This is a genomic window from Polaribacter glomeratus (assembly GCF_002954665.1).
Taxonomy (GTDB): Bacteria; Bacteroidota; Bacteroidia; order Flavobacteriales; family Flavobacteriaceae; genus Polaribacter; species Polaribacter glomeratus.
Map to the genome: position 1 here is coordinate 923,343 of NZ_MSCM01000001.1, position 23,485 is coordinate 946,827.

Genomic DNA, 23,485 nt, shown 5'->3' on the forward strand with positions numbered 1-23,485 from the left:
CTACTAATGGGTATTTTTGGTTTCTTTGTAATAATTAATATTTAAAAATCAATCAATGAAAAAACTTACAGAATTCGAAATAGAATTAAGATTAGAATCGTTACCAGATTGGGAATATTATGAAGACGCTTTGCATACCGATTTAGAGTTTGGTAATTTTAAAGATTGTATGTCTGCAATGAATAGAATTGCCTTTGAATGTGAAGCTTTAAACCATCATCCAGAATGGACAAATGTATATAATACTTTAGATATTACATTAAAAACACATGATGCTCAAGGTGTTACAGAACTGGATTTTGCATTAGCAGAAGCGATTAATAAAATTGTAGAAGTTGAATAAATCTAAATTGAGATTTTAAAAATATTATTACTAAACCTAAAGAATTGAAAAAATTAGTATTTCTTTTTATCATGACAATCATTGTAATTTCTGCCTGCGAAAAAGATGATTTTTGTACACAAAATCCTATTACTCCAAACTTAGTGTTGCGTTTTTATGATACTAATAACAGAGAAACTTTAAAAAGTGTAGAGAGATTATCTATTTGGGCAGAAAATAAAGACACGATCGTTTCGTACAAAAGTATAACTTTAGATAGTGTTGCTATCCCTTTAAACGCTATTGATACAAAGACTGTTTATCATCTAAAAATGAATACTATTGATGGTAAAACTGCTAATAATCAAGAAGCTACATTTACAATTAGTTATACACCCAAAGAAGAATATGTTTCTCGTTCTTGCGGATTTAGAGTGCAATTTAATGATGTAACTTTTGAATCTAATAATTCTTGGATTAAAGATTTTACGCCAAAAACAGTAACTACAATAGCAAATCAAAACGCAGCACATGTACAAATATTTCATTAGTATTTTCTTGTTATTTGTTTTGGTTGATGGATTTTCTCAGTCTAAAAAAACGACTACTACAGAACCTATAAAAGACACGATTATTTATAAATCTTCTTACGGAATTAGATTAGGAGTTGACATTAGCAAGCCAATATTAGCAAGTATTAGCAGCTCTTATAGCGGCTTTGAAATTGTAGGTGATTATAGAATTTCTAAACGTTTTTTTGTGGCTGCAGAATTAGGTTATGAAGACCATACAAGTGATGAAGATTATACAAACTCAACTGCCAAAGGAAGCTATGCAAGAGTTGGTTTTAATTACAATGCGTATGAAAATTGGCTAGATATGAATAACGAAATTTTTGTAGGCTATAGATATGGTTTTAGTCTTTTTGATCAAACTTTAAATAGTTACACACCCAATGTAAATAGCACTTATTTTCCTGCAAATTCTATTAATACACCAGTTACAGCATCGAATTTAAATGCACATTGGTCTGAGTTTATATTCGGATTAAAAGTAGAAACTTTTAAAAATTTATTTTTAAGTGCAAGTATGTCTTACAAAGTTTTAATGAGTTCAAAACAGCCAGATAATTTTAAAACCTTATACGCACCTGGTTTTAATACAATCTTTGAAAGTAGCACTGGTTTTGGTTTTAATTATACTGTTAGTTACTTAATTCCTTTTAAGAAAAAATAAAAATCAGCCTTTTGTTGCTAATTTTTTAGTAAATTTAACCCTCTTTTTTAAATCATATACAATGAATACTATACCTAGTGTAAATTTAACTGACTTCTTATCTAACGATCCAATAAAAAAACAAAAATTCATAGACGAAATTGGGCATGCCTACGAAAACATAGGTTTTGTGGCTTTAAAAGGTCATTTTTTAGATACCGAATTAGTAGATAGCCTTTATTCAGAAATAAAAAACTTTTTTGATTTACCTACGGAGATCAAAGAAAAATATGAAATTCCTGGAATCGGTGGCCAAAGAGGATATGTTTCTTTTGGAAAAGAATCTGCAAAAGGAAAAAAAGAAGGAGATTTAAAGGAATTTTGGCATTTTGGGCAATATGTTGATAGAAATTCTAAATATGCAGAAGAATATCCTGCAAATGTTTCTGTAAAAGAACTGCCAAAGTTTGATGAAGTTGGTAAAGAAACCTACAAAATGTTAGAAAAAACAGCCAAATATGTGTTGCGTTCATTGGCTTTACATTTAGGTTTAGAAGAAACCTATTTTGATAATTACATTAAAAATGGAAACAGTATTTTACGACCTATTCATTATCCACCAATAAAAACAGAACCAAAAGGCGCAGAAAGAGCAGCAGCTCACGGAGACATTAATTTAATTACTTTATTAATGGGTGCTCAAGGAAAAGGCTTACAAGTTCAAAATCATAAAGGAGAATGGATTGATGCAATTGCAGAACCCGATGAATTAATGATAAATGTGGGTGATATGTTATCTAGACATAGTAATAATAAACTAAAATCTACAATCCATAGAGTTACAAATCCGCCAAAAGAAATGTGGGGAACTTCTCGTTATTCAATTCCGTTTTTTATGCATCCAATTTCTGATATGAAATTAGATGTTTTAGAAAACTGCATCGATGAAAACAATCCAAAACAGTTTGATGATATTACATCAGGAGCATTTTTAGACGAACGCTTACGTGAATTAGGACTTAAAAAATAGTTAGCAGTTTTTCAGTCTTCAGTTTGCAGTACAAAACTGACTGAAAACTGAAGACTGTTGACCGCAAACTAAAAAGAATGGATTTTAAAGATCAATTAAAAAATTTATTTCCAGAACATAAAGAATCTGCTGAACCTGTAGTTGAAAAATCATCTATTTGGTTGCAAGAGGAACCTATAATTTGCAAATACGAAAAAAGAAAAGGAAAGCCAATTACCATATTAGAAGGCTATACTGGCGCTACCGAGGATTTTAAAATGCTGGCAAAAGAAATAAAAACAAAACTTTCTGTTGGTGGTAGTTTTAAAGAAGATAAAATTATAATACAAGGAGATTATAGAGATAAAATAATGACAATGCTAAAGGAAAAAGGATTTAATGTAAAGAGAGTTGGTGGTTAATTATTTCTATTTTAATACAATAAAAAATAACTAATAACGTTTTGTAAAAATTATGGGGGCATCTATTTTACACATCACAAATGGAGATATAACTACCAATTATCTCAAAAAATTAAATTATTCTGGAAGTTTTATTACTTGGAGAGAAATGCTTTCTGAAGGTAAAACTACTTCGGATATTGGTAGCGAAACTTTCTGGAAAAATAGGTTTGAATTCTTAAAATCGTCCTATAATATTAGCAAAAAGAAATTTATAGATTATACTTTAAAGGAATACCGTAGTCTTTGCAAACAAAAAGACCAAGATGAAATTGTTTTATGGTTTGAACATGATTTATTTTGTCAAATTAATATGTTGGCAGTAATTAGTTGGTTAAAACGGTATAGACATGGGTATCAAATTACGTTAGTTTGTAGCGGAAAAATAAAAGGTTCAACGCAAATGCTTGGATTATCTCAACTAAAGGAAGAAGAAGTTCATAAACATTATACAAATAGAGTTACTTTAAAACAAGACGATATTGAGTACGCAGATTATATTTGGCAATTGTATTGTTCAGATTCTCCTTTGCGTTTAGAAAGTGTGTATAAATTCAATCCAATGTCGCCATTTCAATATTTGGCTACAGCGATAGAAGCACATATACAACGTTTTCCATCCATTGAAAATGGATTAAACAAAGTTGAAAACACTATTTTAGAAACAGCAAATCGCCAAGAATTTAAGTCAAAAAAAGAATTAATTCAACAACTTATAATTGATGAAAAAGTCTATGGTTTTGGAGATTTACAGTACGAATATAATCTAAATACGATCGGTAAATTATTTACATCCTTTGATCCTGTGAAAATTTCTGACAAAGGAAAACAAGTTTTAGAAAATCAATTAAATTTTTATGGTCAAATAAGAAATGATAATTCATATCTTGGGGGCTCAAAAAAATACAGTTTCTTGTTTCATGAAGAATCTAAAAAACTGCTACAAATAACAACCTAAATGAGTATAAAACAATCTGAATTAATTTTAAATCCTGATGGTAGCATTTATCATCTAAATTTAAGACCAGAAAATATAGCTACAAATATAATTTTTGTTGGTGATCAAGATCGAGTTGATAAAATTTCTAAACACTTCGATTCTATTGAGTTTACCACTCAAAAACGTGAATTTAAAACAACAACAGGTACTTTAAACAACAAAAGAATCTCTATTATTTCTACAGGTATTGGTCCTGATAATATTGATATTGTTTTAAATGAATTAGATGCTTTGGTAAATATCGATTTAGAAACAAGAAAACCGAAAGATAAACTTACAAAATTGAATATTGTAAGAATTGGTACTTCTGGGTCTTTACAAAAAGACATTCCTATCGATTCGATTGTTTTAAGTTCTCATGCATTGGATTTAAATGGATTGCTTCACTCCTATCAAATTGATGAGATTTCGCATCCAGAAATTGAAAATGCTTTTGTAAAACATACAAATTGGAGCAGTAAAAAATCGCATCCTTTGGTTATTTCAAACTCTCAGGAATTAGCTGCAAAATTAGCATCAGAAAAAATACATCAAGGAATTACTGCAACTGCAGGCGGATTTTACGGTCCGCAAGGAAGAGTTTTAAGATTGGCTTTGCAAGATGAAGATTTAAACAGCAAAATTGATAGCTTTCAATTTGACGGAAATAGAATAACTAATTTAGAGATGGAAACGTCTGCCATTTATGGTTTGTCTAAATTATTAGGACACAATGCCGTTTCTATGAATGCTATCATTGCAAATAGAGCAGATGGTTCTTTTAGTGAAAACCCTGGTAAAATTGTATCCGATTTAATTAAATATACACTTGAAAAATTAGTTGAGTAAAAAATGACCAACCTCAAAGTTGGTGGTGTTCCAGAACATTTTAATTTCCCTTGGTACATCACTCTAAAAAATAAAGAATACAATAAACACGCTATTAATTTGCGTTGGCAAGATTTTCCTGGTGGAACAGGCCAAATGTGTAAAGCTTTAAGAAAAGGTGACGTTGATATTGCAATAGTTTTAACAGAGGGAATTATTAAAGACATTGCAGATGGAAATCCGTCTAAAATTGTTCAAACTTATGTAAACTCTCCTTTAATTTGGGGAATTCATGTATCAGCAAATTCAACGTTTAAAAAAATTGAAGACTTAGAACATGCTACTATTGCAATTAGTAGGTTTGGTTCTGGTTCACATTTAATGGCAATTGTAAATGCAAATAACCAAAACTGGGACGCTAAAAAGTTGAAATTTAAAGTTGTTGGTGATTTGCAAGGCGGTATTGATGCGCTTACAAACGGTGAAGCAGATTATTTTATGTGGGAGCATTTTACAACAAAGCCTTTAGTTGATAATGGTACTTTTAGAAGAATCGACGATTGCCCAACTCCTTGGCCATGTTTTGTAGTTGCTGTTAGAAATGAAATTTTGTCAACCAATTTTGAGGAAGTTAAAAAAGTTTTAGATATTATAAATGCTGAAACTAAAAACTTTAAAAGTATCGATCAGATTGATAAAATCTTGGCTAAAAGATATAAGCAACAAATAGATGACATTCAAAATTGGTTAAAAATTACAGAATGGAATGATGGAAAACCAATTACCAAAAATTTAATTACTCGCATTCAAAATAAAATGGTAAAGTTTAACGTTATTGAAGAGAAGAAAAACTCAGGTGATTTCATAAAAAACATGTACATTTAAATCGTAAAAAAAGAATCAATGAAAAAAGCAGTATTTATTGTAGTTTGTATTTTAGGAATCAGTTGTTTTTCATCGTGTAGAAGCACAAGTTCTTCTTGTGGTTTGGCAGATAATACAACGAATCAAACAATATTACAACAGGTAGATTTAGTATAAATTTGGTTGTTTCTTAATCTCAAATTCAATGAATCCGCTTTTTAAGCGGATTTTTTTGTGAACTTGCAAGGCCATACTATCATACTTACTTGTTACCATACTATTGGCTTCGCTCCTATTTTTTTTAAAAAAGTATTCGTTTTTGAAAATTGTTTACTACCAAACCAACCCCTCCAAGCTCCTAATGGAGAAGGATGAGGCGCTATAAATAGTGTATGTTTTTTACTATCGATCAATACCTTTTTACTTTCAGCAAATTTTCCCCAAAGTAAAAAAACCACATTCTCTTTTTCTTCTGATATTTGTTTGATTACTTCATCCGTAAAAGTTTCCCAACCCATTTTCTGATGACTTCCAGCTTCGTGAGCTCTTACAGTTAATGTTGCATTCAATAATAAAACACCTTGTTTTGCCCATTTTTCTAGATTTCCACTTTGTGGGATTTCTTTGTCTAAATCTGAAGCAAGTTCTTTGAATATATTTTTTAAAGAAGGTGGATGTTTTATTCCGTCTTTTACTGAAAAGCACAAACCATTTGCTTGGTTTTCATCGTGATAAGGATCTTGACCAATAATAACCACTTTTAAATCATTTAAAGAACAAAAGTCAAAAGCAGCGAAGATGTCTTTTTCCTTTGGATAACAAGTGTAATTTTTATATTCTGAAGAAACAAAACTTGCTAATTCTTTGAAATAAGGTTTTTTAAATTGAGGTTGTAGAATAGTTGACCAAGATTCAGAAAGATTTAAGTTCATTTATACTTCAATTTAATAATAACGTCAAAGATATTTAATTTAATCAAATACTTCGTTCCTTAAATGAAACAAGCAGTTCCTTAAATGCCAATTTGTTGTTCTCTTTTACAATCTTAAATTTATACAAATTGAAAAAAAACTTAAAGCTATGAAAAAAGAAAAGAACTTATTTAATCATAATATAAGTATTTACAAATAATGTGCTTTAGAATGTCAATAAATTCTATTCCTACTGTTAAATAAATAGTATTTATAAGCCTTTTCTAAAAGGTTGTACAGAAAATTGAACATTTAAAACATCCACTCATTTTATTAAAAATCTCTAATTCTACAATTATGTTTTCTATAATTAGAACAGCATAAACATTGCTGCTTTTTTCTTAGAATTCTAATTTATTATTAATCAAAAAAATCAAAAAAGTTATGAAAACAAAAAAACATGTAATCAAACCTTTAAAAAGAATGGGGCTTTCCAAAAGCTGCTTTCTTTTCCTGCTATTATTTGTGTCTTTTAGTGTAAAAGGGCAAATAAATAGATCTAATACAGTTAGTGTTGGTAACAACAGAATGTATAAAGCTACAACTGTTAATTCTATAAAAACTGGCGCATTATTTAGTTACACACTATATGTTACAATATATGGAGATGGTAATTTAGTAACATTAACAGACCAATTACCACCCGAATTAGAATTTGTGGGAAATAGTAACAATATTGCCATCTCACCTCAAGTATTTGCGAACACAGCTGCAAAAGGTCAAAATAATAATTTAGTAACAGTTGTGCTACAAGCACCATCTGATGGTAGTAGTTCTTCTGTTGAAATATTAATTCCTGTAAGGTTTAAAGGTGGTATTACAGCTAATGGCACTATAGCAAAAAACTCTGCAACTATTTCGACAAATGATCAGTCTGCAACTACAAACCCAATTACTGTAACTGCAATTGCAATTTTAAATTGGGAAATTAAAAAAGAAATAATTGAACCCACACAAAAAGACCCAAATACAGGTGAATGGATTGTAGCACCTGGAGCTACTGCTAGGTTTAGAATAACTGTTAAAGAAAAAAACCCGCAAGACAATTTTGGTGTTTTAAATTTAACAAACTTACAAATATTAGAAGCACCACAACCATCCAATGTCACTATGAATCTTGTAGCTACTGGAGGTAATAATAACATTCCTTTAAGTCTATTAAATTTAAATACAAGCACTAACATTATTACGAGTACCAATTCTCAGACTTTCTTAAATGCAACAGAAACATTTAGCTCGTTTTACATTGATATAGACATCACCTACCCATCAAACTTACCAGTAAACACAACTACTTGTTTTGGTAATGTTGCAGATATTACTGCAAATTATGCTTCTTTAACAACAAATAACACCTTTACTGCTAGTAGTGATGCTGATCTTAATTGTATTTATATAAGCAACTATTGCGTATTAAATAATTGTAATCGTGTAAATTTTGATTACAGTTTTAAAAAATATGTTAGCGGTAACAAAAAAACAGTTGGTTGTAATCTTTACTATATTATGGAATTTCATAATTCATCTACATCTGGAGAGGTTATTGAAAACGCACAAATAAGCGATATATTTCCAACGAACATTAATGTTAATCAAGTAATGATTCAGGTTTTTAAACCGGGTTCTGGAACTGGGTCTATACCACATTCAGGTTCATATTCTTTTGGTGGATCTGCAATTAATTATTCTACTTCTGGAAATATGTATATAGATACAACAGCAGACCCATCGTCTCTAATAGTTGATTTAAGCTCAAACCTTGACCCAGAATATCAGATAAAAGTTCAAGTTCGTTTCACTATTGATCTTAATGTACAACCTGGTACAACAATTATTAATGACGCTACAACAGAATTTAACTTTTTAAATAATACTCAGATAATTGACTCAGCAAGAAATTCTTTTAATGTTGAAACACCAGAACCAGAACTTCATATTCAAAAGTTAGTTTGTCAAGGTTATAACTCCTATCATAATCCAGGAGATATAATTCGTTACAGATTATTAATATTTAATAAAGGTACAGATGCTCTAAATAATGTTGTTATTGAAGATGAATTAGATCCTAATTTCGAATTCCTACCCAGTACGGTAAGTTATTATTCCTATGCGCCTTCTAACCCAAATAGTTTCAGTACTATTTGCAACCCAACAATATCAGGTAATTATAGTAATTGGGGCTTAACTTTTAGCCAAACTCCAACAAATTATGGTGCAACAAATTTAAAATGGACAGTACCTTCTATCGGCCCACTTTGTGGTAACACTTCTACATCACATAATAACTATATAGAGTTTGATGTTAAAATTAAGGAAAATGCACCTCCAGGTTCTTATTATAATAAATTTACAGTAAATGGAGACGAACTAACAACCCCTAAATCATCAAACGATTCTAAAATAAATGTTAAAGTTTTAGCAGGTAATAAAGTTATTAAATTACAAAGTTTAGACAATGGTACAACGTGGACAAACTCTACAGTAACGCCAAATGTTTTGCCCAGACAAAATATTTTATACCGACTAAACATTAAAAACCTTGGTAATTTAGAGTTTAAAGATTTGGTTATTACAGATGCTTTGCCAAATGTTAATTTCACTCCAAATTCAGAAACAATATCATTATCTACAGGCGGAAGTAATTTTATTATAAACACCACAGATTTTAGTACTAATTTTAGTAATAATACTTTAACGGTATCTTCTTTACCTAATTTCTTATTTGTTTATGGAGATGAAATTAATATAGACATACCTGCAACAGTTGTTACAACTGTACAACTTAATAGTGAAATTTGTAATACTTTTAATTATACAGCTATTGATCAATACAATGGTTTATCGACACAAAACTTAACTCCTGCTCCAGTTTGTGTTGTTGTTAAAGACAATTGCCCAGGCATAGAAAATGCAGATCAAATAGACACAGATGAAGATGGTATTGGTGATGCTTGTGATAATTGTTCAATGGTAATTAACCCTAATCAATTAGATTCTGATGGTAATGGTATTGGTGATGCTTGTGAACCGCCAGTTGAAGAAGTAGATTGTTATACATTTGATGAAGAGTTTAATAAAGAAAATTGGATAAATGATAATCTAAAAGATATTTCTTTTGAAAAAGATGAAGAACATCAAAATTTTATAGCATTTAAGAATAATGAAAAAGAATCTAGTCTTATAAATAACAAAGACTTTACTGGTGATTGGTTAAAGTTTTTTCCAGGAAATTGTATGTGTTTCGATTTTATAGTAAGCTATAAAGATAAATCGAATAACAATATTGGAACAGCTCCAAAACTAGCAATATATACAGGATCATCTATAACCTCAATTGGTCAAATAAATACGAGACTAAGAGCAGTTTTTGTAGGGAATGCATCAAACCCAATCTTACCAAATAATATTTGGGGTAACTATTGTTTACCAATTTACGAGGCAACTAATAATACAATACCTAGCAATAGTTTAGGAAACTGGCAATTATTTAAACCAAATAGTACTACACAATTAACAGGCTCTGATGCAGTAAATGCTTGGAATCAATTAATTATTGAAGTTACAGGTATTTTATTTGAATCAGAATACGATGGTTCTTTTACAGAAACCATTGGGTTAGACAACTTTTGTGCATCAGATTGTGAACCACCTTGTAAAGGAGACAAAGATTCTGATGGAGATGGTATACCAGATGAATGTGATAATTGTCCAGAAAAATACAATCCTAATCAAGAAGATTCTAATAATGATGGTATTGGTGATGTTTGTTGTGAAGGCAAAGAAGACAGAGATAAAGATGGAATCCCTGATGATTGTGACAATTGTCCAACAAGATACAACCCAGACCAAAAAGATACAGATGGAGATGGAAAAGGTGATCTTTGTGATCTTGATTGTGTAGAAGGACCAGATTTTGATAAAGATGGTTGGCTAGATGCCTGTGATAATTGTCCTAAAAATTACAACCCAAATCAGTCTGATATTGATAATGACGGATTAGGTGATTTTTGTGATCCTGATTTTGTAGTTGATTCTGATGGTGATGGAATACCAGATAATAAAGACAATTGTCCAGACACAAAAAACCCAGAACAAACAGATTCAGATGGTGATGGTATAGGTGATGCTTGTGATAATTGTATAGAAATAGCAAACACAGATCAATTAGATTCAGATGGTGATGGTGTTGGTGATGTTTGCGACCCTCCTAACTGTGGAGATATAGATACTGATGGTATTGGTGATGCTTGTGATAATTGCCCAAATACTGTAAATCCAGATCAATTAGATGTAAATAATGATGGTAAAGGTGATGCATGTTACCCACCAAACCCTTGTGTAGATATTGATACTGATGAAGATGGCATTTTTGATTTATGCGATAATTGCCCTAAAACTAAAAACGAAGATCAATTAGATACGGATGGCGATGGTATTGGAGATATTTGTGACCCAACACCTTGTGGCATAGAAGATAAAGATAAAGACGGCACCCCAGATTTATGTGATAATTGCCCAGAAATTTCAAACCCAAACCAAGAAGATACAGATAAAGATGGTATTGGAGACGCTTGTAAAGACTGTGATAAAGATACAGATGGTGATGGAGTTCTAGACTTAGTTGATAACTGCCCAACAAGACACAACCCAGATCAATTAGATACTGATGGTGATGGTCTTGGAGATGTTTGTGATTTTATAAACCCAATATGTTGTATAGATTTTGGTTGGAATGATATTTTCTATGAAATGGACCCAGATATAGGGGTAATAAAAGTTGTAGATGATTATGACTTTACCTTAGATTCTGATTTTATTACAGATTATAAAGTAACGTTAGTTTATTCAGACATAAAACATAGTAAAGTAGAAAATGGAAAATTACCAGCTAAAATTTCTTTATATCCTTTAAAAAGTTCAATTTCTAACGAAAAATTAGAATTAAAAGAACCAATTTACGGAAATGATGATAAAGGTAATACTGTTTTTAATGAGATTTCTTGGTGGACAGAAGCTGGTGTTAGTTTTAGAGAAAAAAATAATTTAAAAATAGCATATTCATTACCATATTATAAAGATTGTACAGATTGCGATTACATAGCAACCTTATATTTTAAAGTTTCTGTAATTGATAAACATGGCAACTATAAAGAAGAACTAATTTTAAGAACAGTTGAAATTAAAAACAATGTAGTTTTAAAAACTACGCAAGAAAGTAGTAAACAATCGTTTTTAATTTATCCAAATCCTGTAAAGGAGTACATGAATATTTTTTCTCAAATTGCAGGAAAAAGTGTTTTGTATGATATTAATGGCAAAGAATTAAGAAATTTCGGTATAAATGTAGGTGACAATAAAATTAAAGTTACCAATTTACCAAAAGGAGTTTACATTCTTAAAACAATGGGAGATAACTTAAATAATACCTCTAAAATTGTAATAGAATAATAAAATAGAAAACCTCACAGACATTTATGTCTGTGAGGTTTTTTAATATAAACTCTTTTAAAATTTAAAACTATGAAAACAATTAAAAAATCTACTCCAATTATTTTATCAATTACAGCGGTACTACTATTCTTAACCTTTGGAACAGGCTGCCGAGATAGTGATGAAATAACGCCTACACCTGTAAATTTAAACGAACATTTTAGATATTCTTTAGATGGCGGAAGTACTTATAAGGAAATAGATTTAAACCAAGTAACAGCTAAATACAGACCTGACCCTAATGGTATAGAGAGTTTTAATATCGTGATTATACCAGCTGCCAGTACTAATCTTGTAGAAAAACTAACAGCAACTTTTTATTTGCAAAATTTTGGGAGCTTTATAAGCAGTTCACCAAACCAAACTAATTATTTATGGGGTATTCCAGGCTTTGACACCAGATCAACTACAAGTAACACTTTTTTCTTTTCTGATATAACCAGACCTGTTATATTCAATGTAGGAGCCTTTATAAATAATCAAATTACTACTACAGTTACAGAATACCCAACAACTGTAAACAGCCCAACAGAAGGTTATATTGCATTTACTTTTAGTGGAACCTATGTAGTAGACCAAAATAATCCTTTAATAACTGGTTCAATTATGGGAAGTGCACGTATTAAAAGAACAGAGTAAATATTTATTATAAAATGTATCCAAAAATAATAGAATATCAAAATATTACCATTTACACCTATGCTTTGTGCATTGTTTTAGGCACATTATTAGCTGTGATATACACAAAAATACAGACCAAAAAAGCATTAAACTTAGAGATCCCAAACAATTTTTTCTACTTGGTTTTTACTGCAGGTTTTGTTGGCGGAAAATTATTTTTATTTTTTGAGAAGCCAATATATTATTTACAAAACCCAAAAAGTATTTTCAATATTTTTTCTGGCGGCTTTGTGTTTTATGGTTCTTTTATTTGCTGTGTTTTTACAATTATCTGGTATTTAAAAAAACATAAAACATCAGCTCTACCAATGTTAGATATTTTAGCAATTACAACAACTATTGTTCACGCAATTGGCAGAATGGGCTGCTTTTTTGCAGGTTGCTGTTATGGAAAGCCTACCGATTCTTTTTTTGGAGTTATTTTTCCAACTACAAATAATGTTGCTGTGCATCCCACACAATTATACGAAGTGTTTTCTATACTTATAATTATGTGTTTACTTTTTATCATCAAAAGAAATAAAAAGTTTAACGGACAAATATTTATTTCTTATATAACTCTCTACGCAATTGCAAGAAGCATTTTAGAAATTTATAGAGGAGATTACAGAGGCTTTATTCTTGATGGTTTTATATCACATTCTCAATTCATTGCCATTATTTTATTAACTATTACTGCTTATTTATATTTTAAATTAAAACAAAAAACAATAACTAATTAAAACAAAAAATTATGAAATCATTTTTAAAAAAAACGTTCCCATTTTTACTATTAATCGGGACAATCTTTATCATAGGTTCTGGATGCGGAGATGGAAACCCAGAACCTCCTCAACCAACTATTTGTGCAAGTTCAGAAAACACAATAGAAACAGCACTTTCTAGTTTAACAAATAGGTCAATGGATTTCCAAGTTCATGAGTATGTATTTACAACAAATGTTGCTGGAAATATTTGCGCTATTGGATATCAAAGTTTGGTACAAACCACACCTTTCCCTATCGATAATAGCACTGTAAGTTATAAAATAGAAATTGTTGACGGACCTGCAATTAATAGTACATTTTCGACTGCTACTATTGATTATATAACACTTAATACTCCTTTCGCAATAGTACCAGAGGTAAAATACACGATAAAAAGAACAGGTGGAGATGGTTTAAATTCTTCCTCAGGACGTACAGCTGCCTCAACCTTTCCATATACAAGTGGCAACATTACCTTTTTAAGTTCTAATTTTGTAGATAGCTCTAGTTCTGGCGGTGGTCCAGTTCCTAATAATGGAATCCCAAAAATTTATTTTAAATTTGATACCAACTAAAAGTGTAAACTTAAAACAATAAGCAAACGAGTGTTAAAAATTAACACTCGTTTTTAGTCTTTAGTAAAAATGAAAACCATACTCGCTTATCTAAAAAAGCATTTTAAACAAGATTATAAAAGGGGAACTTACTTTCTTTTTTTCTTATTTTTAGGAATTTTAATTTTCCTTAACCACACCACCAATTTTCCGATTCTTTTTTTTAAGAATCAGCAAGAATCTTTATGGATTTACGGATATTATTTTTTATTTTTTGGATTTGCATACTACTCATCCATTGCAATAATAGCCGTTACAAAATCTGAATACACTTTTCTAAAATCCTTCTATTTTTGGATTACAAGTCTGTTTGCTATACTACTCGTTAGTCTCCGATTTGGTTTTTTAGACTATTTTAGTTGGATACAAAAAAATATTGCGCCTCAAAAAATACTTTTTTACACTACAATTATTTCAAGAAGTATTAGGTTTATAATCTTTTCATTCGGAATTGCATTTTTTTATTTTTTGTTTGAAAAAAATAATAGAAATTTTTATGGTTTTTCCTTTAAAAACGTGAAATGGAAACCTTATTTAGTATTGCTATTAATTGTGTTTCCATTTATTATTTTCGCATCGTTTCAACCGAGTTTTTTACAACAATATCCCACTATTGGGAATGCGGGTACATTTATAAATAAATGGATTGCCTTGGCAATTTACGAACCAATATATTTAATTGATTTTGTTACTATTGAATGGTTTTTTAGAGGTTTTTTAATTTTAGGAATGGTAAAGTTTTTAGGCTCTAAAGCTATTTTACCTATGGTAGCGTTGTATGCCTTTTTTCATATAGGAAAACCTACAGGAGAAATCATTGGGTCTGTTTTTGGTGGTTATATTTTAGGCATTGTTTCTCTACACAGTCGATCAATTATTGGTGGAATAATCATTCATATAGGTGTTGCTTTTTTGATGGATGCAATGGCAGTTCTTCAAAAATGTGCTACTTGTTCTTGAAAGATCATTGCTAATAAAAACGACTTACCTCTTATCAGGACAGACTACTATTCTATAAAAGCGCACTTTCCTTAAATATAGTTTTATTACCAAAGGAAATTTTTTGCTATATGAATAAAAATTACCCAAACCATTCAAATTATAGATTTAAAAAATTAGAATTGAAATCGTTAAAACTCCATATCTAAAAAAAATGATATGGCGTTTTTCTTTAATTTAATCAACTACTCATTTCCTTAAATGAAATAAGCAGTTCCTTTAATAACAACTTGTTTTTCTCTTTTACAATCTTAACTTTATTAAAAATGAAAAAGAATAAAACAAAACGTTATGAAAACAAAAATACTTTTAATTGCATTTATGGGAATTATATCTTTAGCAAATTCTCAAACTTCAGACAATTTTGAGCCAAATGAGAGTTTTGCAACAAACTCCTCAATAAACTTATGTACAAATTACAATGCAACAATTGGACAAACTAACGATGTAGATTATTATTCAACCAATGTTACAAATGGGCAAACACTAAATATTAATCTATTTCATGTTCCAAATAATTTAACTTTAAAAGTTACACTTTTTGACAGTTCTAATGTTGAAATTGTTAATTGGACAGGTTCTGGAAGTATTTCTCAAAATTACATACCAAATTCTACTTCTGTTATTTATATTAAAATTGAAGATACTTCAAGTAATTTTAATGTAGAAAAATACTTGTTTTATATAGGTAATTCTACTTGTACAGATACAGATGGTGATGGTTATCTAGATACTAATGACTGTGAACCAAATAATTCTTTTATTTTTCCTGGAGCTTCAGAAATTTGTGATGGAATTGATAATAATTGTAATAGTGTTATTGATGAATCTGGCTATTTATTTTATGTAGATAATGATGGTGATGGTTTTGGAGACAGCTTAATAGCTCAAGTTTCTGGTTGTAATTTAACTAATGGATATAGCACTATTGGGGGTGATTGTAATGATACAGATGCATCAACTTATCCTGGAGCACCAGAAATAATTGGAGATAATATTGATAACGATTGTGATGGAAATACAGATGAAACAGAAACCTATGTGCCAGACGATAATTTTGAAAACTATTTAGAAGCTCATGGAATGGGTAATGGTATTGCTAATGATAATTATGTAACTACTGCAAATATTAATACTGTAACCAATCTTAATGTAAATTCTCAAAATATTTCTGATTTAACAGGTATTGAAGGTTTTGTGGCTTTAGAAACTTTATTTTGTGGTAGTAACCAGTTAACGAGTATAGATGTTACTCAAAATACTTCTTTACAAATTTTATCTTGTAGTTTTAATCAGTTAGTGCTATTGGATGTTACAAATAATATTCAATTAAATGCTTTGCAATGTGTAGGTAATTTATTAACTCATATAGATACATTTCAGAACCCTGCTTTAGAAATATTTATTTGTAGCCAAAATCAATTGACTTCATCGGGATTAAATTTTAGCCGGAATTTACTTTTAGAAACTTTAGCATGTAATAGTAATCAATTAGCAATCTTAAACCTTACGGCAAACACTAATTTACTTGTTTTGGATTGTAGTTATAATCAGATAAGAAGTCTAAATTTATCGCAACACTTCAATTTATCTAATTTGAACATAAGTTCAAATCTACTTACTTTTCTAAACGTAAAGAATACTAATAACACTAATTTTACACAATTTAATGCTTCAAACAACCCAAATTTATTATGCATAGAAGTTGATAATACAACATATTCTTCTACAAACTGGACAAATATTGACCCAATAGCTAGTTTTAATACAAATTGTGCAAACCCAGAAACCTACGTTCCAGACAATGATTTTGAAAACTATCTAGAAGCCAATGGAATGGGTAATGGTATTGCAAATGATAATTATGTTACAACTGGTAACATTGATACAGTTACTAATTTACAAGTTAGCAATTTAGGCATTGCTGATTTAACAGGTATTGAAGATTTTGTTGCTTTAATTCAATTAGATTGTTCAAATAATTTGCTAACAAGTTTAGATGTTACCCAAAACACAGCCTTATTATCAATGGCTTGTCATTATAATCAATTAACAGCTTTAGAAGTTTCTTTTAATTTATCATTATACACTTTAGGTTGTTCTAATAATACTATTGCTATGATAGATTTATCTCAAAATATAGAACTAGAAACATTAGATATAAATGATAATTCTCTTACTGCTTTAGATATTTTAGCAAATATTAACCTAACAGATTTGCAATTTAGTAATAATCAAATACCAATGATTGATGTAACTAATAATACTCTATTAGTTAATTTAATCTGTTCAAATAATTTAATAACAGAATTAGATGTTACTGAAAACACATTATTATATCATTTAGATTTTGGAGACAACCAAATTAATACTATTGATTTAAGGCAGAACACCGTTTTAGAAATTTTAATCGCTCAAACAAACTTAATTAGTGTTATAAATGTTTCTCAAAATGTATTATTATCACAGTTTAATATTCAACAGAACGCAATTTCACTTTTAGATTTATCTACAAATATTAATTTATTAGAATTAAGTTGCGGAGAAAACTTATTAAGTACTCTTAACTTAACTAATAACCCATTACTACTTACTTTACTTTGTAATAATAACCAACTAACCGATCTTGATATTTTTAATAATAATGATTTATTAGTTCTGGGTTGTAACAACAACCAACTTACAAATATTGATATTTCTTAAAAACCAAACTTGTATTATTTAAAAGTAGATGCTAATCAATTAGCATACCTTAACGTTAAAAATGGTAATAATTCTAATTTTGTTTTATTTGAAGCACAAACCAACCCAAACTTAACTTGTATAGAAGTAGATAATATTGGGTACTCTACTTCTACTTGGACAAACATTGATAGCACAAGTAGTTTTAATAATAATTGTAACATTACCTACGTGCCAGATAATAATTTTGAAAACTATTTAGAAACTCACGATGCAAATGGTAATATAGTAACTGTTGGTACAACAAATAGTATGGGTAATGGAATTGCAAATGATGATTATGTAACTACTACAAGTATTAATACAGTAACAATATTATTAGTAAATAGTGTGTCGATTTCAGACATAACAGGTATTGAAGATTTTGTAGCTTTAACTACATTAGACTGTAGTGATAATAATTTAACAAACTTAAATGTTAGCCAAAATACATTGCTAATAGGTTTAGCTTGTCAAGAAAATCAAATAACTAGTTTAGATGTAACTCAAAACACAAATTTAATAGATTTGTTTTGTTTTGATAATGCACTAACAACTTTAGATATCAGACAGAATCTATTACTTTCTAAATTTTACTGTAATGATAATGCTTTAACTAATATACAAATAGCATCAAATACTTCTTTAACACAGCTATATTGTCATAATAATGTTTTGACAACTTTGGATGTATCACAAAGTGCTATTTTAAGTGTATTATATTGCAATAATAATGCTATTTCAAGCATAAATGTGAGCTCAAACTCGGTTCTTAATCGATTGTTTTGCACAAATAATGCACTGACAAGTTTAAATGCTAAAAATGGTAACAATATAAACTTTTTACAGTTTGATGCAAGAACAAACCCAAACCTAGTTTGTATAGAGGTTGATGATGCAGCTTGGAGTACAAATAATTGGACAAATATAGATAGTATAAGTAACTTTAGTACAAACTGTAATGCCTTTGGTTTAACCGACGTTCCAGACGATAATTTTGAAGCCTATTTAGAAGCTAATGGAATGGGAAATGGTATCGCTAATGATAACTACGTAACCACAGCAAATATTAGTACAGTAACTAATTTAAATGTATCTAATTTAAGTATTTTAGATTTAACAGGTATTGGAGGTTTTAGTGCCTTAACACATTTAAATTGTTCTAACAATTTATTAATTAGTTTAGATCTTAGGCAAAATATAGCTTTAACAGTTCTTCAATGTAACAACAACGCTTTAACAAGTATTCTGTTAAAATCAAGTTCAAAGAGCAATCAATCTAATGGTTTAGATCTTTCACAAAATTCTTCTTTAGTTGAATTGGATTGTTCAAGTAATCAATTAACCTATTTAAACGTTAAAAACGGAAATAACACAAGTTTCACAGAATTTAATGCTACAAACAACCCTAATTTAACTTGTGTAGAAGTCGATGATGTAGCTTGGAGTGTTGCAAACTGGACAAATATTGATGCTACCACAACTTTTGTGAGCAATCAAACAGAATGTAGCACTTTAAGTACAGATACCTTGAACTCTCTAAAGTTTGAATTATACCCAAACCCAACAAGCGGAAAAATAACAATTGAGGTTCTTGAAAAAGCTGAATTGAAAATTTATTCAGTTCTTGGAAAAGAAATTAAAAGACTTTATCTAAATAATGGTAAAAATGAAATTAACAATTTAAATTTAGCAAAAGGGATTTATTTATTTAAAGTAGTTACTAAAGAAAAAACTTCCACTAAAAAAGTTATTGTAAACAAATAATATATTTGAAAAAGAAAAAGTGGGGGATTTTAATTTTAAAACTCCATATCTGTTAAAAATGATATGGAGTTTTTCATTACTTAAATCAAAAGCAACTTTGCTTTAATGAAACTTGCCTTTCAATTAATAACAACTTGTAGTAGCTTTAATTATTGCTACTTTTATTAAGGAAACTACTATTCTAGAATCGTATATTTGAAAAAGAAAAACAGCTATTGAAATCATTAAAACTCCATATTACATTATATTTCATATTGATATGGAGTTTTTCTTTTGCCCAACAATATACAAACTACACTACCAAAGACGGTTTACCAACAAATCTTATTTACAAAATTACACAAGATGCTAAAGGTTTTATTTGGTTTCTTACAGATAAAGGACTTGTAAAATATAACGGAAATACCATGAAAACGTTTACCACTAAAAATGGTTTGTCTACAAATGATATTTGGGAGTTACTGCCAACACCAGATGGAAAAGTATGGTATATTTCTAAATCTTCTAAACTAGGTTATATAGAAAATGACAGCGTTCATGCTTTTGAAAATGAAAATAAAAATGAAATATTAAATCCTGTTTATAGTAGTCAAGTTAATAATAAAATTATTTTAACAAGCTCAAACACTTCTCATTTATTAGAAAAAGGAAAGTGGAAATTAATTTCAAAAAATACAATAAATAATATAGATTATCAGGTATTCTATTATATAGAACATTCTACTATTAGTGCATTAGAAGTAACTTTTAATTCACTTAATATGGTTTATAAAGACAAAAAAAAGAAAAGTATTAAAAATGTGCATTACATTAAAAAGGGAATGCAAGTGCGAGGACAAATTAATGATAGTTTATTTTATTGGTCTGGAGCCAAAGACTATGTAATTTTGAATTTAAATACGGCTAAAATTTACAAACGTAATTTTAAAGATGAAATAGACATAGATAAATCGCAACATACTAGAATTAATAGCATAAACAATCAAATTCAAATTACTGGTAGAGGTTTTGTTGGTTTCATAGATCCAAATTATCATATAAAAAATACAGTTTACATTCCACCAAATTTAGACGCTCATTTTGCAATGATAGACAAAAATGAATCAGTTTGGATAGCCAGTTTTAATAATGGTGTTTATCAACTTTCTAAATCAAAAAAACAGATTAAATATTCCTTTGAAAAGGAAAAAATTCTCAAAACAAATACTACAAATAATAAAATTATAGCCAATATATATAAAAAAGGATTTTATAAATACAATAGTAATAAAAAAATATTTGAACCATTTATTAACGAGGTAGATTATATATATAACGCGACTTACATAGATTCTTTAGATTTAGAATTCTACACCTCTAAAACTAAAATTTTTCAAAAAAAATTAGGGAAAATTAAAGTTTTTGACAATACTACAAGTTTAAATTTCAATAATGATGTTGCAAAAAAACTAATATTTTTTGATTCTTACTTATATGGTAGTTTCTCCTTTGGATTAAACAAAATTAATCCATATGATTTACAAATTAAAAAGCTGTATTATCAACATGGAATAACGGACTTATTGGTTCATAACAATAACTTTTTAATTGCCACAAATAACGGTTTAAAACAATTTAAAAATGAAATAATTAGTGATGTTGTATTTAAAAACACCCTATTTAACAAGTCAATTTTAAGTATGAATAAAATTTCAGATACTCAAATATTGATAAATACTGATGGTTTTGGCTCATTTTTAACCAACTTAGAAGAGATTTATCAATTAAAAAATTCTGAATATTTAATTGTTAATAATGCGTATGTAGAAAACACTAATTTATGGCTGGCAACAAATTCTGGAGTTTTAAAATATACTAAAGAAAACAATACTTATCAATTTATTAAAACAATTACAAAAGCAAATGGTTTACCTTCAAATCAAATTAATGATGTTATTATAGCTAACAATGATTTAATTGTAAGTACAAACAACGGAATTGCCATATTGCCGAAAAACCAAGAAAGCAACTCACAATTGTTAGATATTTATATAGAAAAAGCAATCTATAATAATCATATTTTAAAAAAAGATTTTAATTCATTTAAATATCAAGAAAACAATAATATTAATTTTACTGTTTCACAAATCAATTATTCTGAAAACAATACCAATTTCTTGTATAATTATAAGTTAGAACCAATTCAAAATAATTGGGTTCCGACTGAAACCAATCAAATTAATTTTAATGATTTAGAACCAAATACATATATATTTAGTATTAAGGCTGATAATTTTGAAAAGAAAATTGAATTTACAATTTTGCCTTTATGGTATCAAACAATTATTTTTAAGGCTACACTCCTACTCTTTTTTCTCATCCTTTTAGTGTTAACTTATAAATTGAATAAAAAAAGAATAGAAAAGAATGCGAATCAGAAAGCCAATCAACTTCAAAAATTAGCAGAAAATGAATTGTATGCATTACGTTCTCAAATGAACCCTCATTTTGTTTTTAACTCCTTAAATTCAATACAATATTACATTGCAAATAATGAAATTGAAGTTTCAGAAAAATATCTTGTAAAGTTTTCACAACTTATAAGAATGTTTTTAAGTTTTTCATCAGAAAAAAACATTTCATTAAAAGAAGAAATAAAATTATTATCTAATTATTTAGAAATAGAAACAATGCGTTTTGGAAAAGGTTTGCAAAGTGAGATTTATCTCGATGAAAGACTAAAGTTAACAACATTAATTCCTTCTATGCTTTTACAGCCCATTGTAGAAAATGCTGTAAATCATGGTGTTTTTCATAATAATAAAAAAGGAACAATAAAATTAGCTTTTAATTATATTGATAAAAAGACATTTAAAGTTTTAATTGAAGATGATGGCGTTGGCTTTAAAAGATCTAAAGAAATTAAATTACAATCAATTAAAAAACACTCCTCAAGATCTACACAAATACTAACAGATAGAATTGAATTACTAAATGCTTCAAAAGAATGGCTGATTACTCATAAAATAATAGATTTATCTAATTCTGATGCTACAAAAAGCGGAACAAAAGTAATACTAACATTAAAAAAACGACTATGATAAAAGCAATATTAGTAGATGATGAAGAAAATGCTTTAAAAATCTTAGAATTAAAAATTAAGTTATTTTTTAAAGACATAGAAATTGTTCGCACTTTCCAAAATCCTAAAGAAGCAATTCCTTTTATAAATAATACTACAATCGATTTACTTTTTATAGATGTAGAAATGCCAGTTTATAGTGGTTTTGATGTTTTATCACAGCTAGAAAAGCCAGATTTTGAAATTATTTTTGTAACCGCCTATAATAAGTATGCTATTGAAGCTTTTAAAAATTGCGCAATTGGTTATATTTTAAAACCGATAGATAATGATGAGCTTAAAAGTACCATAGAAAATGCTATAATTAGTGTAAACCAAAAAAATAACTTTACTAAAAATAATGCTTTACTAGAATTGCTCATAGAAAAGAATACGATTGTAAATAAGTTAATTATACCCACAAATAAAGGAATGTCTTTTATTCATTTCGATAAAATTATACATATTGAAGGTTATGATGGTTATACTAAAATTCATTTAACAGATGACATTGAAATTGTAAGCTCTTATAATATTGGTAAATATGAAAAAATGTTGAATGATGATTTTTATAAATGTCATAAATCTCATATTATAAACTTAAAAAAAGTGAGCGCTTTTGAAAATGAAGGATATATTCTCTTAGAAGGCGAAAAAAGAGTGCCAGTTTCTAAAACTAAACGAAAAGAATTTATAAATTTGTGTTCACATTAAAATC

The 23,485-nt window shown here is 28.6% G+C and carries 19 protein-coding genes; 18 read left to right on the forward strand and 1 reads right to left on the reverse strand.

Going from position 1 to position 23,485, the window contains the following annotated elements:
• The first annotated feature begins 55 nt into the window (after nt 1-55).
• The 9 genes from BTO16_RS03965 (at nt 56) to BTO16_RS17545 (ending at nt 5,855) form a co-directional block, all read left to right on the forward strand.
• Nucleotides 56-343, forward strand: a complete 288-nt coding sequence (locus tag BTO16_RS03965; RefSeq protein WP_105020343.1) for a 4a-hydroxytetrahydrobiopterin dehydratase — start codon at nt 56-58, stop codon at nt 341-343.
• Nucleotides 344-387: 44 nt separating this feature from the next.
• Nucleotides 388-873: a DUF6452 family protein gene (locus tag BTO16_RS03970; protein ID WP_245891972.1), complete on the forward strand. Its 486-nt coding sequence runs from the start codon at nt 388-390 to the stop codon at nt 871-873.
• Complete coding sequence (locus tag BTO16_RS03975) at nt 854-1,558, forward strand: DUF6048 family protein (RefSeq protein WP_105020345.1); 705 nt, start codon at nt 854-856, stop codon at nt 1,556-1,558. Before BTO16_RS03970 ends, BTO16_RS03975 begins: the two co-directional genes overlap by 20 nt.
• A gap of 61 nt (nt 1,559-1,619) precedes the next feature.
• The gene (locus tag BTO16_RS03980) at nt 1,620-2,567 is read left to right on the forward strand and encodes an isopenicillin N synthase family dioxygenase (protein ID WP_105020346.1); all 948 of its coding nucleotides are present in this window, start codon (nt 1,620-1,622) and stop codon (nt 2,565-2,567) included.
• Nucleotides 2,568-2,644: 77 nt separating this feature from the next.
• The gene (locus BTO16_RS03985; RefSeq protein ID WP_105020347.1) at nt 2,645-2,968 is read left to right on the forward strand and encodes a translation initiation factor; all 324 of its coding nucleotides are present in this window, start codon (nt 2,645-2,647) and stop codon (nt 2,966-2,968) included.
• 52 nt (nt 2,969-3,020) lie between these two features.
• Nucleotides 3,021-3,965 carry a DUF1835 domain-containing protein gene (locus BTO16_RS03990; RefSeq protein WP_105020348.1) on the forward strand — a complete coding sequence of 315 codons (945 nt, stop codon included), beginning with the start codon at nt 3,021-3,023 and terminating at the stop codon, nt 3,963-3,965.
• Nucleotides 3,966-4,835, forward strand: coding sequence for a nucleoside phosphorylase (locus BTO16_RS03995; protein ID WP_105020349.1), 870 nt, complete (start codon nt 3,966-3,968; stop codon nt 4,833-4,835).
• A gap of 3 nt (nt 4,836-4,838) precedes the next feature.
• On the forward strand, nt 4,839-5,699 hold the full coding sequence (locus tag BTO16_RS04000; RefSeq protein WP_105020350.1) for a substrate-binding domain-containing protein: 861 nt from the start codon (nt 4,839-4,841) through the stop codon (nt 5,697-5,699).
• An 18-nt stretch (nt 5,700-5,717) separates the two neighbouring features.
• Nucleotides 5,718-5,855, forward strand: coding sequence for a hypothetical protein (locus BTO16_RS17545; protein ID WP_170064407.1), 138 nt, complete (start codon nt 5,718-5,720; stop codon nt 5,853-5,855).
• Nucleotides 5,856-5,947: 92 nt separating this feature from the next.
• Here BTO16_RS17545 and BTO16_RS04005 read toward each other — a convergent pair whose 3' ends face one another.
• Nucleotides 5,948-6,610, reverse strand: a complete 663-nt coding sequence (locus tag BTO16_RS04005; RefSeq protein ID WP_105020351.1) for a uracil-DNA glycosylase — start codon at nt 6,608-6,610, stop codon at nt 5,948-5,950.
• Nucleotides 6,611-7,033: 423 nt separating this feature from the next.
• Here BTO16_RS04005 and BTO16_RS04010 point away from each other — a divergent pair, with 423 nt between their 5' ends.
• The 9 genes from BTO16_RS04010 (at nt 7,034) to BTO16_RS04050 (ending at nt 23,481) form a co-directional block, all read left to right on the forward strand.
• Nucleotides 7,034-12,097: a thrombospondin type 3 repeat-containing protein gene (locus tag BTO16_RS04010; protein ID WP_105020352.1), complete on the forward strand. Its 5,064-nt coding sequence runs from the start codon at nt 7,034-7,036 to the stop codon at nt 12,095-12,097.
• Nucleotides 12,098-12,169: 72 nt separating this feature from the next.
• Complete coding sequence (locus BTO16_RS04015; RefSeq protein ID WP_105020353.1) at nt 12,170-12,778, forward strand: hypothetical protein; 609 nt, start codon at nt 12,170-12,172, stop codon at nt 12,776-12,778.
• 14 nt (nt 12,779-12,792) lie between these two features.
• Nucleotides 12,793-13,542, forward strand: coding sequence for a prolipoprotein diacylglyceryl transferase (locus BTO16_RS04020; protein WP_105020354.1), 750 nt, complete (start codon nt 12,793-12,795; stop codon nt 13,540-13,542).
• An 11-nt stretch (nt 13,543-13,553) separates the two neighbouring features.
• Nucleotides 13,554-14,141: a hypothetical protein gene (locus BTO16_RS04025; protein ID WP_105020355.1), complete on the forward strand. Its 588-nt coding sequence runs from the start codon at nt 13,554-13,556 to the stop codon at nt 14,139-14,141.
• Nucleotides 14,142-14,210: 69 nt separating this feature from the next.
• Nucleotides 14,211-15,140, forward strand: a complete 930-nt coding sequence (locus BTO16_RS04030) for a CPBP family glutamic-type intramembrane protease (protein WP_105020356.1) — start codon at nt 14,211-14,213, stop codon at nt 15,138-15,140.
• 330 nt (nt 15,141-15,470) lie between these two features.
• Nucleotides 15,471-17,882, forward strand: coding sequence for a MopE-related protein (locus tag BTO16_RS04035; RefSeq protein WP_105020357.1), 2,412 nt, complete (start codon nt 15,471-15,473; stop codon nt 17,880-17,882).
• Between the two features lie 9 nt (nt 17,883-17,891).
• Nucleotides 17,892-19,667, forward strand: coding sequence for a T9SS type A sorting domain-containing protein (locus BTO16_RS04040; RefSeq protein WP_105020358.1), 1,776 nt, complete (start codon nt 17,892-17,894; stop codon nt 19,665-19,667).
• Nucleotides 19,668-19,882: 215 nt separating this feature from the next.
• Nucleotides 19,883-22,747: a sensor histidine kinase gene (locus tag BTO16_RS04045; protein WP_146105336.1), complete on the forward strand. Its 2,865-nt coding sequence runs from the start codon at nt 19,883-19,885 to the stop codon at nt 22,745-22,747.
• Nucleotides 22,744-23,481: a LytR/AlgR family response regulator transcription factor gene (locus BTO16_RS04050; protein ID WP_105020360.1), complete on the forward strand. Its 738-nt coding sequence runs from the start codon at nt 22,744-22,746 to the stop codon at nt 23,479-23,481. The genes BTO16_RS04045 and BTO16_RS04050 overlap by 4 nt, the downstream gene beginning before the upstream one ends.
• Nucleotides 23,482-23,485 lie beyond the last annotated feature (4 nt).

Bases quoted from the DNA above. Each gene is read 5' to 3' on its own strand.
- BTO16_RS03965 (WP_105020343.1), top strand. From the start codon at position 56: ATGAAAAAACTTACAGAATTCGAAATAGAATTAAGATTAGAATCGTTA.
- BTO16_RS03975 (WP_105020345.1), top strand. From the start codon at position 854: ATGTACAAATATTTCATTAGTATTTTCTTGTTATTTGTTTTGGTTGAT.
- BTO16_RS03980 (WP_105020346.1), top strand. From the start codon at position 1,620: ATGAATACTATACCTAGTGTAAATTTAACTGACTTCTTATCTAACGAT.
- BTO16_RS03985 (WP_105020347.1), top strand. From the start codon at position 2,645: ATGGATTTTAAAGATCAATTAAAAAATTTATTTCCAGAACATAAAGAA.
- BTO16_RS03990 (WP_105020348.1), top strand. From the start codon at position 3,021: ATGGGGGCATCTATTTTACACATCACAAATGGAGATATAACTACCAAT.
- BTO16_RS03995 (WP_105020349.1), top strand. From the start codon at position 3,966: ATGAGTATAAAACAATCTGAATTAATTTTAAATCCTGATGGTAGCATT.
- BTO16_RS04000 (WP_105020350.1), top strand. From the start codon at position 4,839: ATGACCAACCTCAAAGTTGGTGGTGTTCCAGAACATTTTAATTTCCCT.
- BTO16_RS17545 (WP_170064407.1), top strand. From the start codon at position 5,718: ATGAAAAAAGCAGTATTTATTGTAGTTTGTATTTTAGGAATCAGTTGT.
- BTO16_RS04005 (WP_105020351.1), bottom strand. From the start codon at position 6,610: ATGAACTTAAATCTTTCTGAATCTTGGTCAACTATTCTACAACCTCAA.
- BTO16_RS04010 (WP_105020352.1), top strand. From the start codon at position 7,034: ATGAAAACAAAAAAACATGTAATCAAACCTTTAAAAAGAATGGGGCTT.
- BTO16_RS04015 (WP_105020353.1), top strand. From the start codon at position 12,170: ATGAAAACAATTAAAAAATCTACTCCAATTATTTTATCAATTACAGCG.
- BTO16_RS04020 (WP_105020354.1), top strand. From the start codon at position 12,793: ATGTATCCAAAAATAATAGAATATCAAAATATTACCATTTACACCTAT.
- BTO16_RS04025 (WP_105020355.1), top strand. From the start codon at position 13,554: ATGAAATCATTTTTAAAAAAAACGTTCCCATTTTTACTATTAATCGGG.
- BTO16_RS04030 (WP_105020356.1), top strand. From the start codon at position 14,211: ATGAAAACCATACTCGCTTATCTAAAAAAGCATTTTAAACAAGATTAT.
- BTO16_RS04035 (WP_105020357.1), top strand. From the start codon at position 15,471: ATGAAAACAAAAATACTTTTAATTGCATTTATGGGAATTATATCTTTA.
- BTO16_RS04050 (WP_105020360.1), top strand. From the start codon at position 22,744: ATGATAAAAGCAATATTAGTAGATGATGAAGAAAATGCTTTAAAAATC.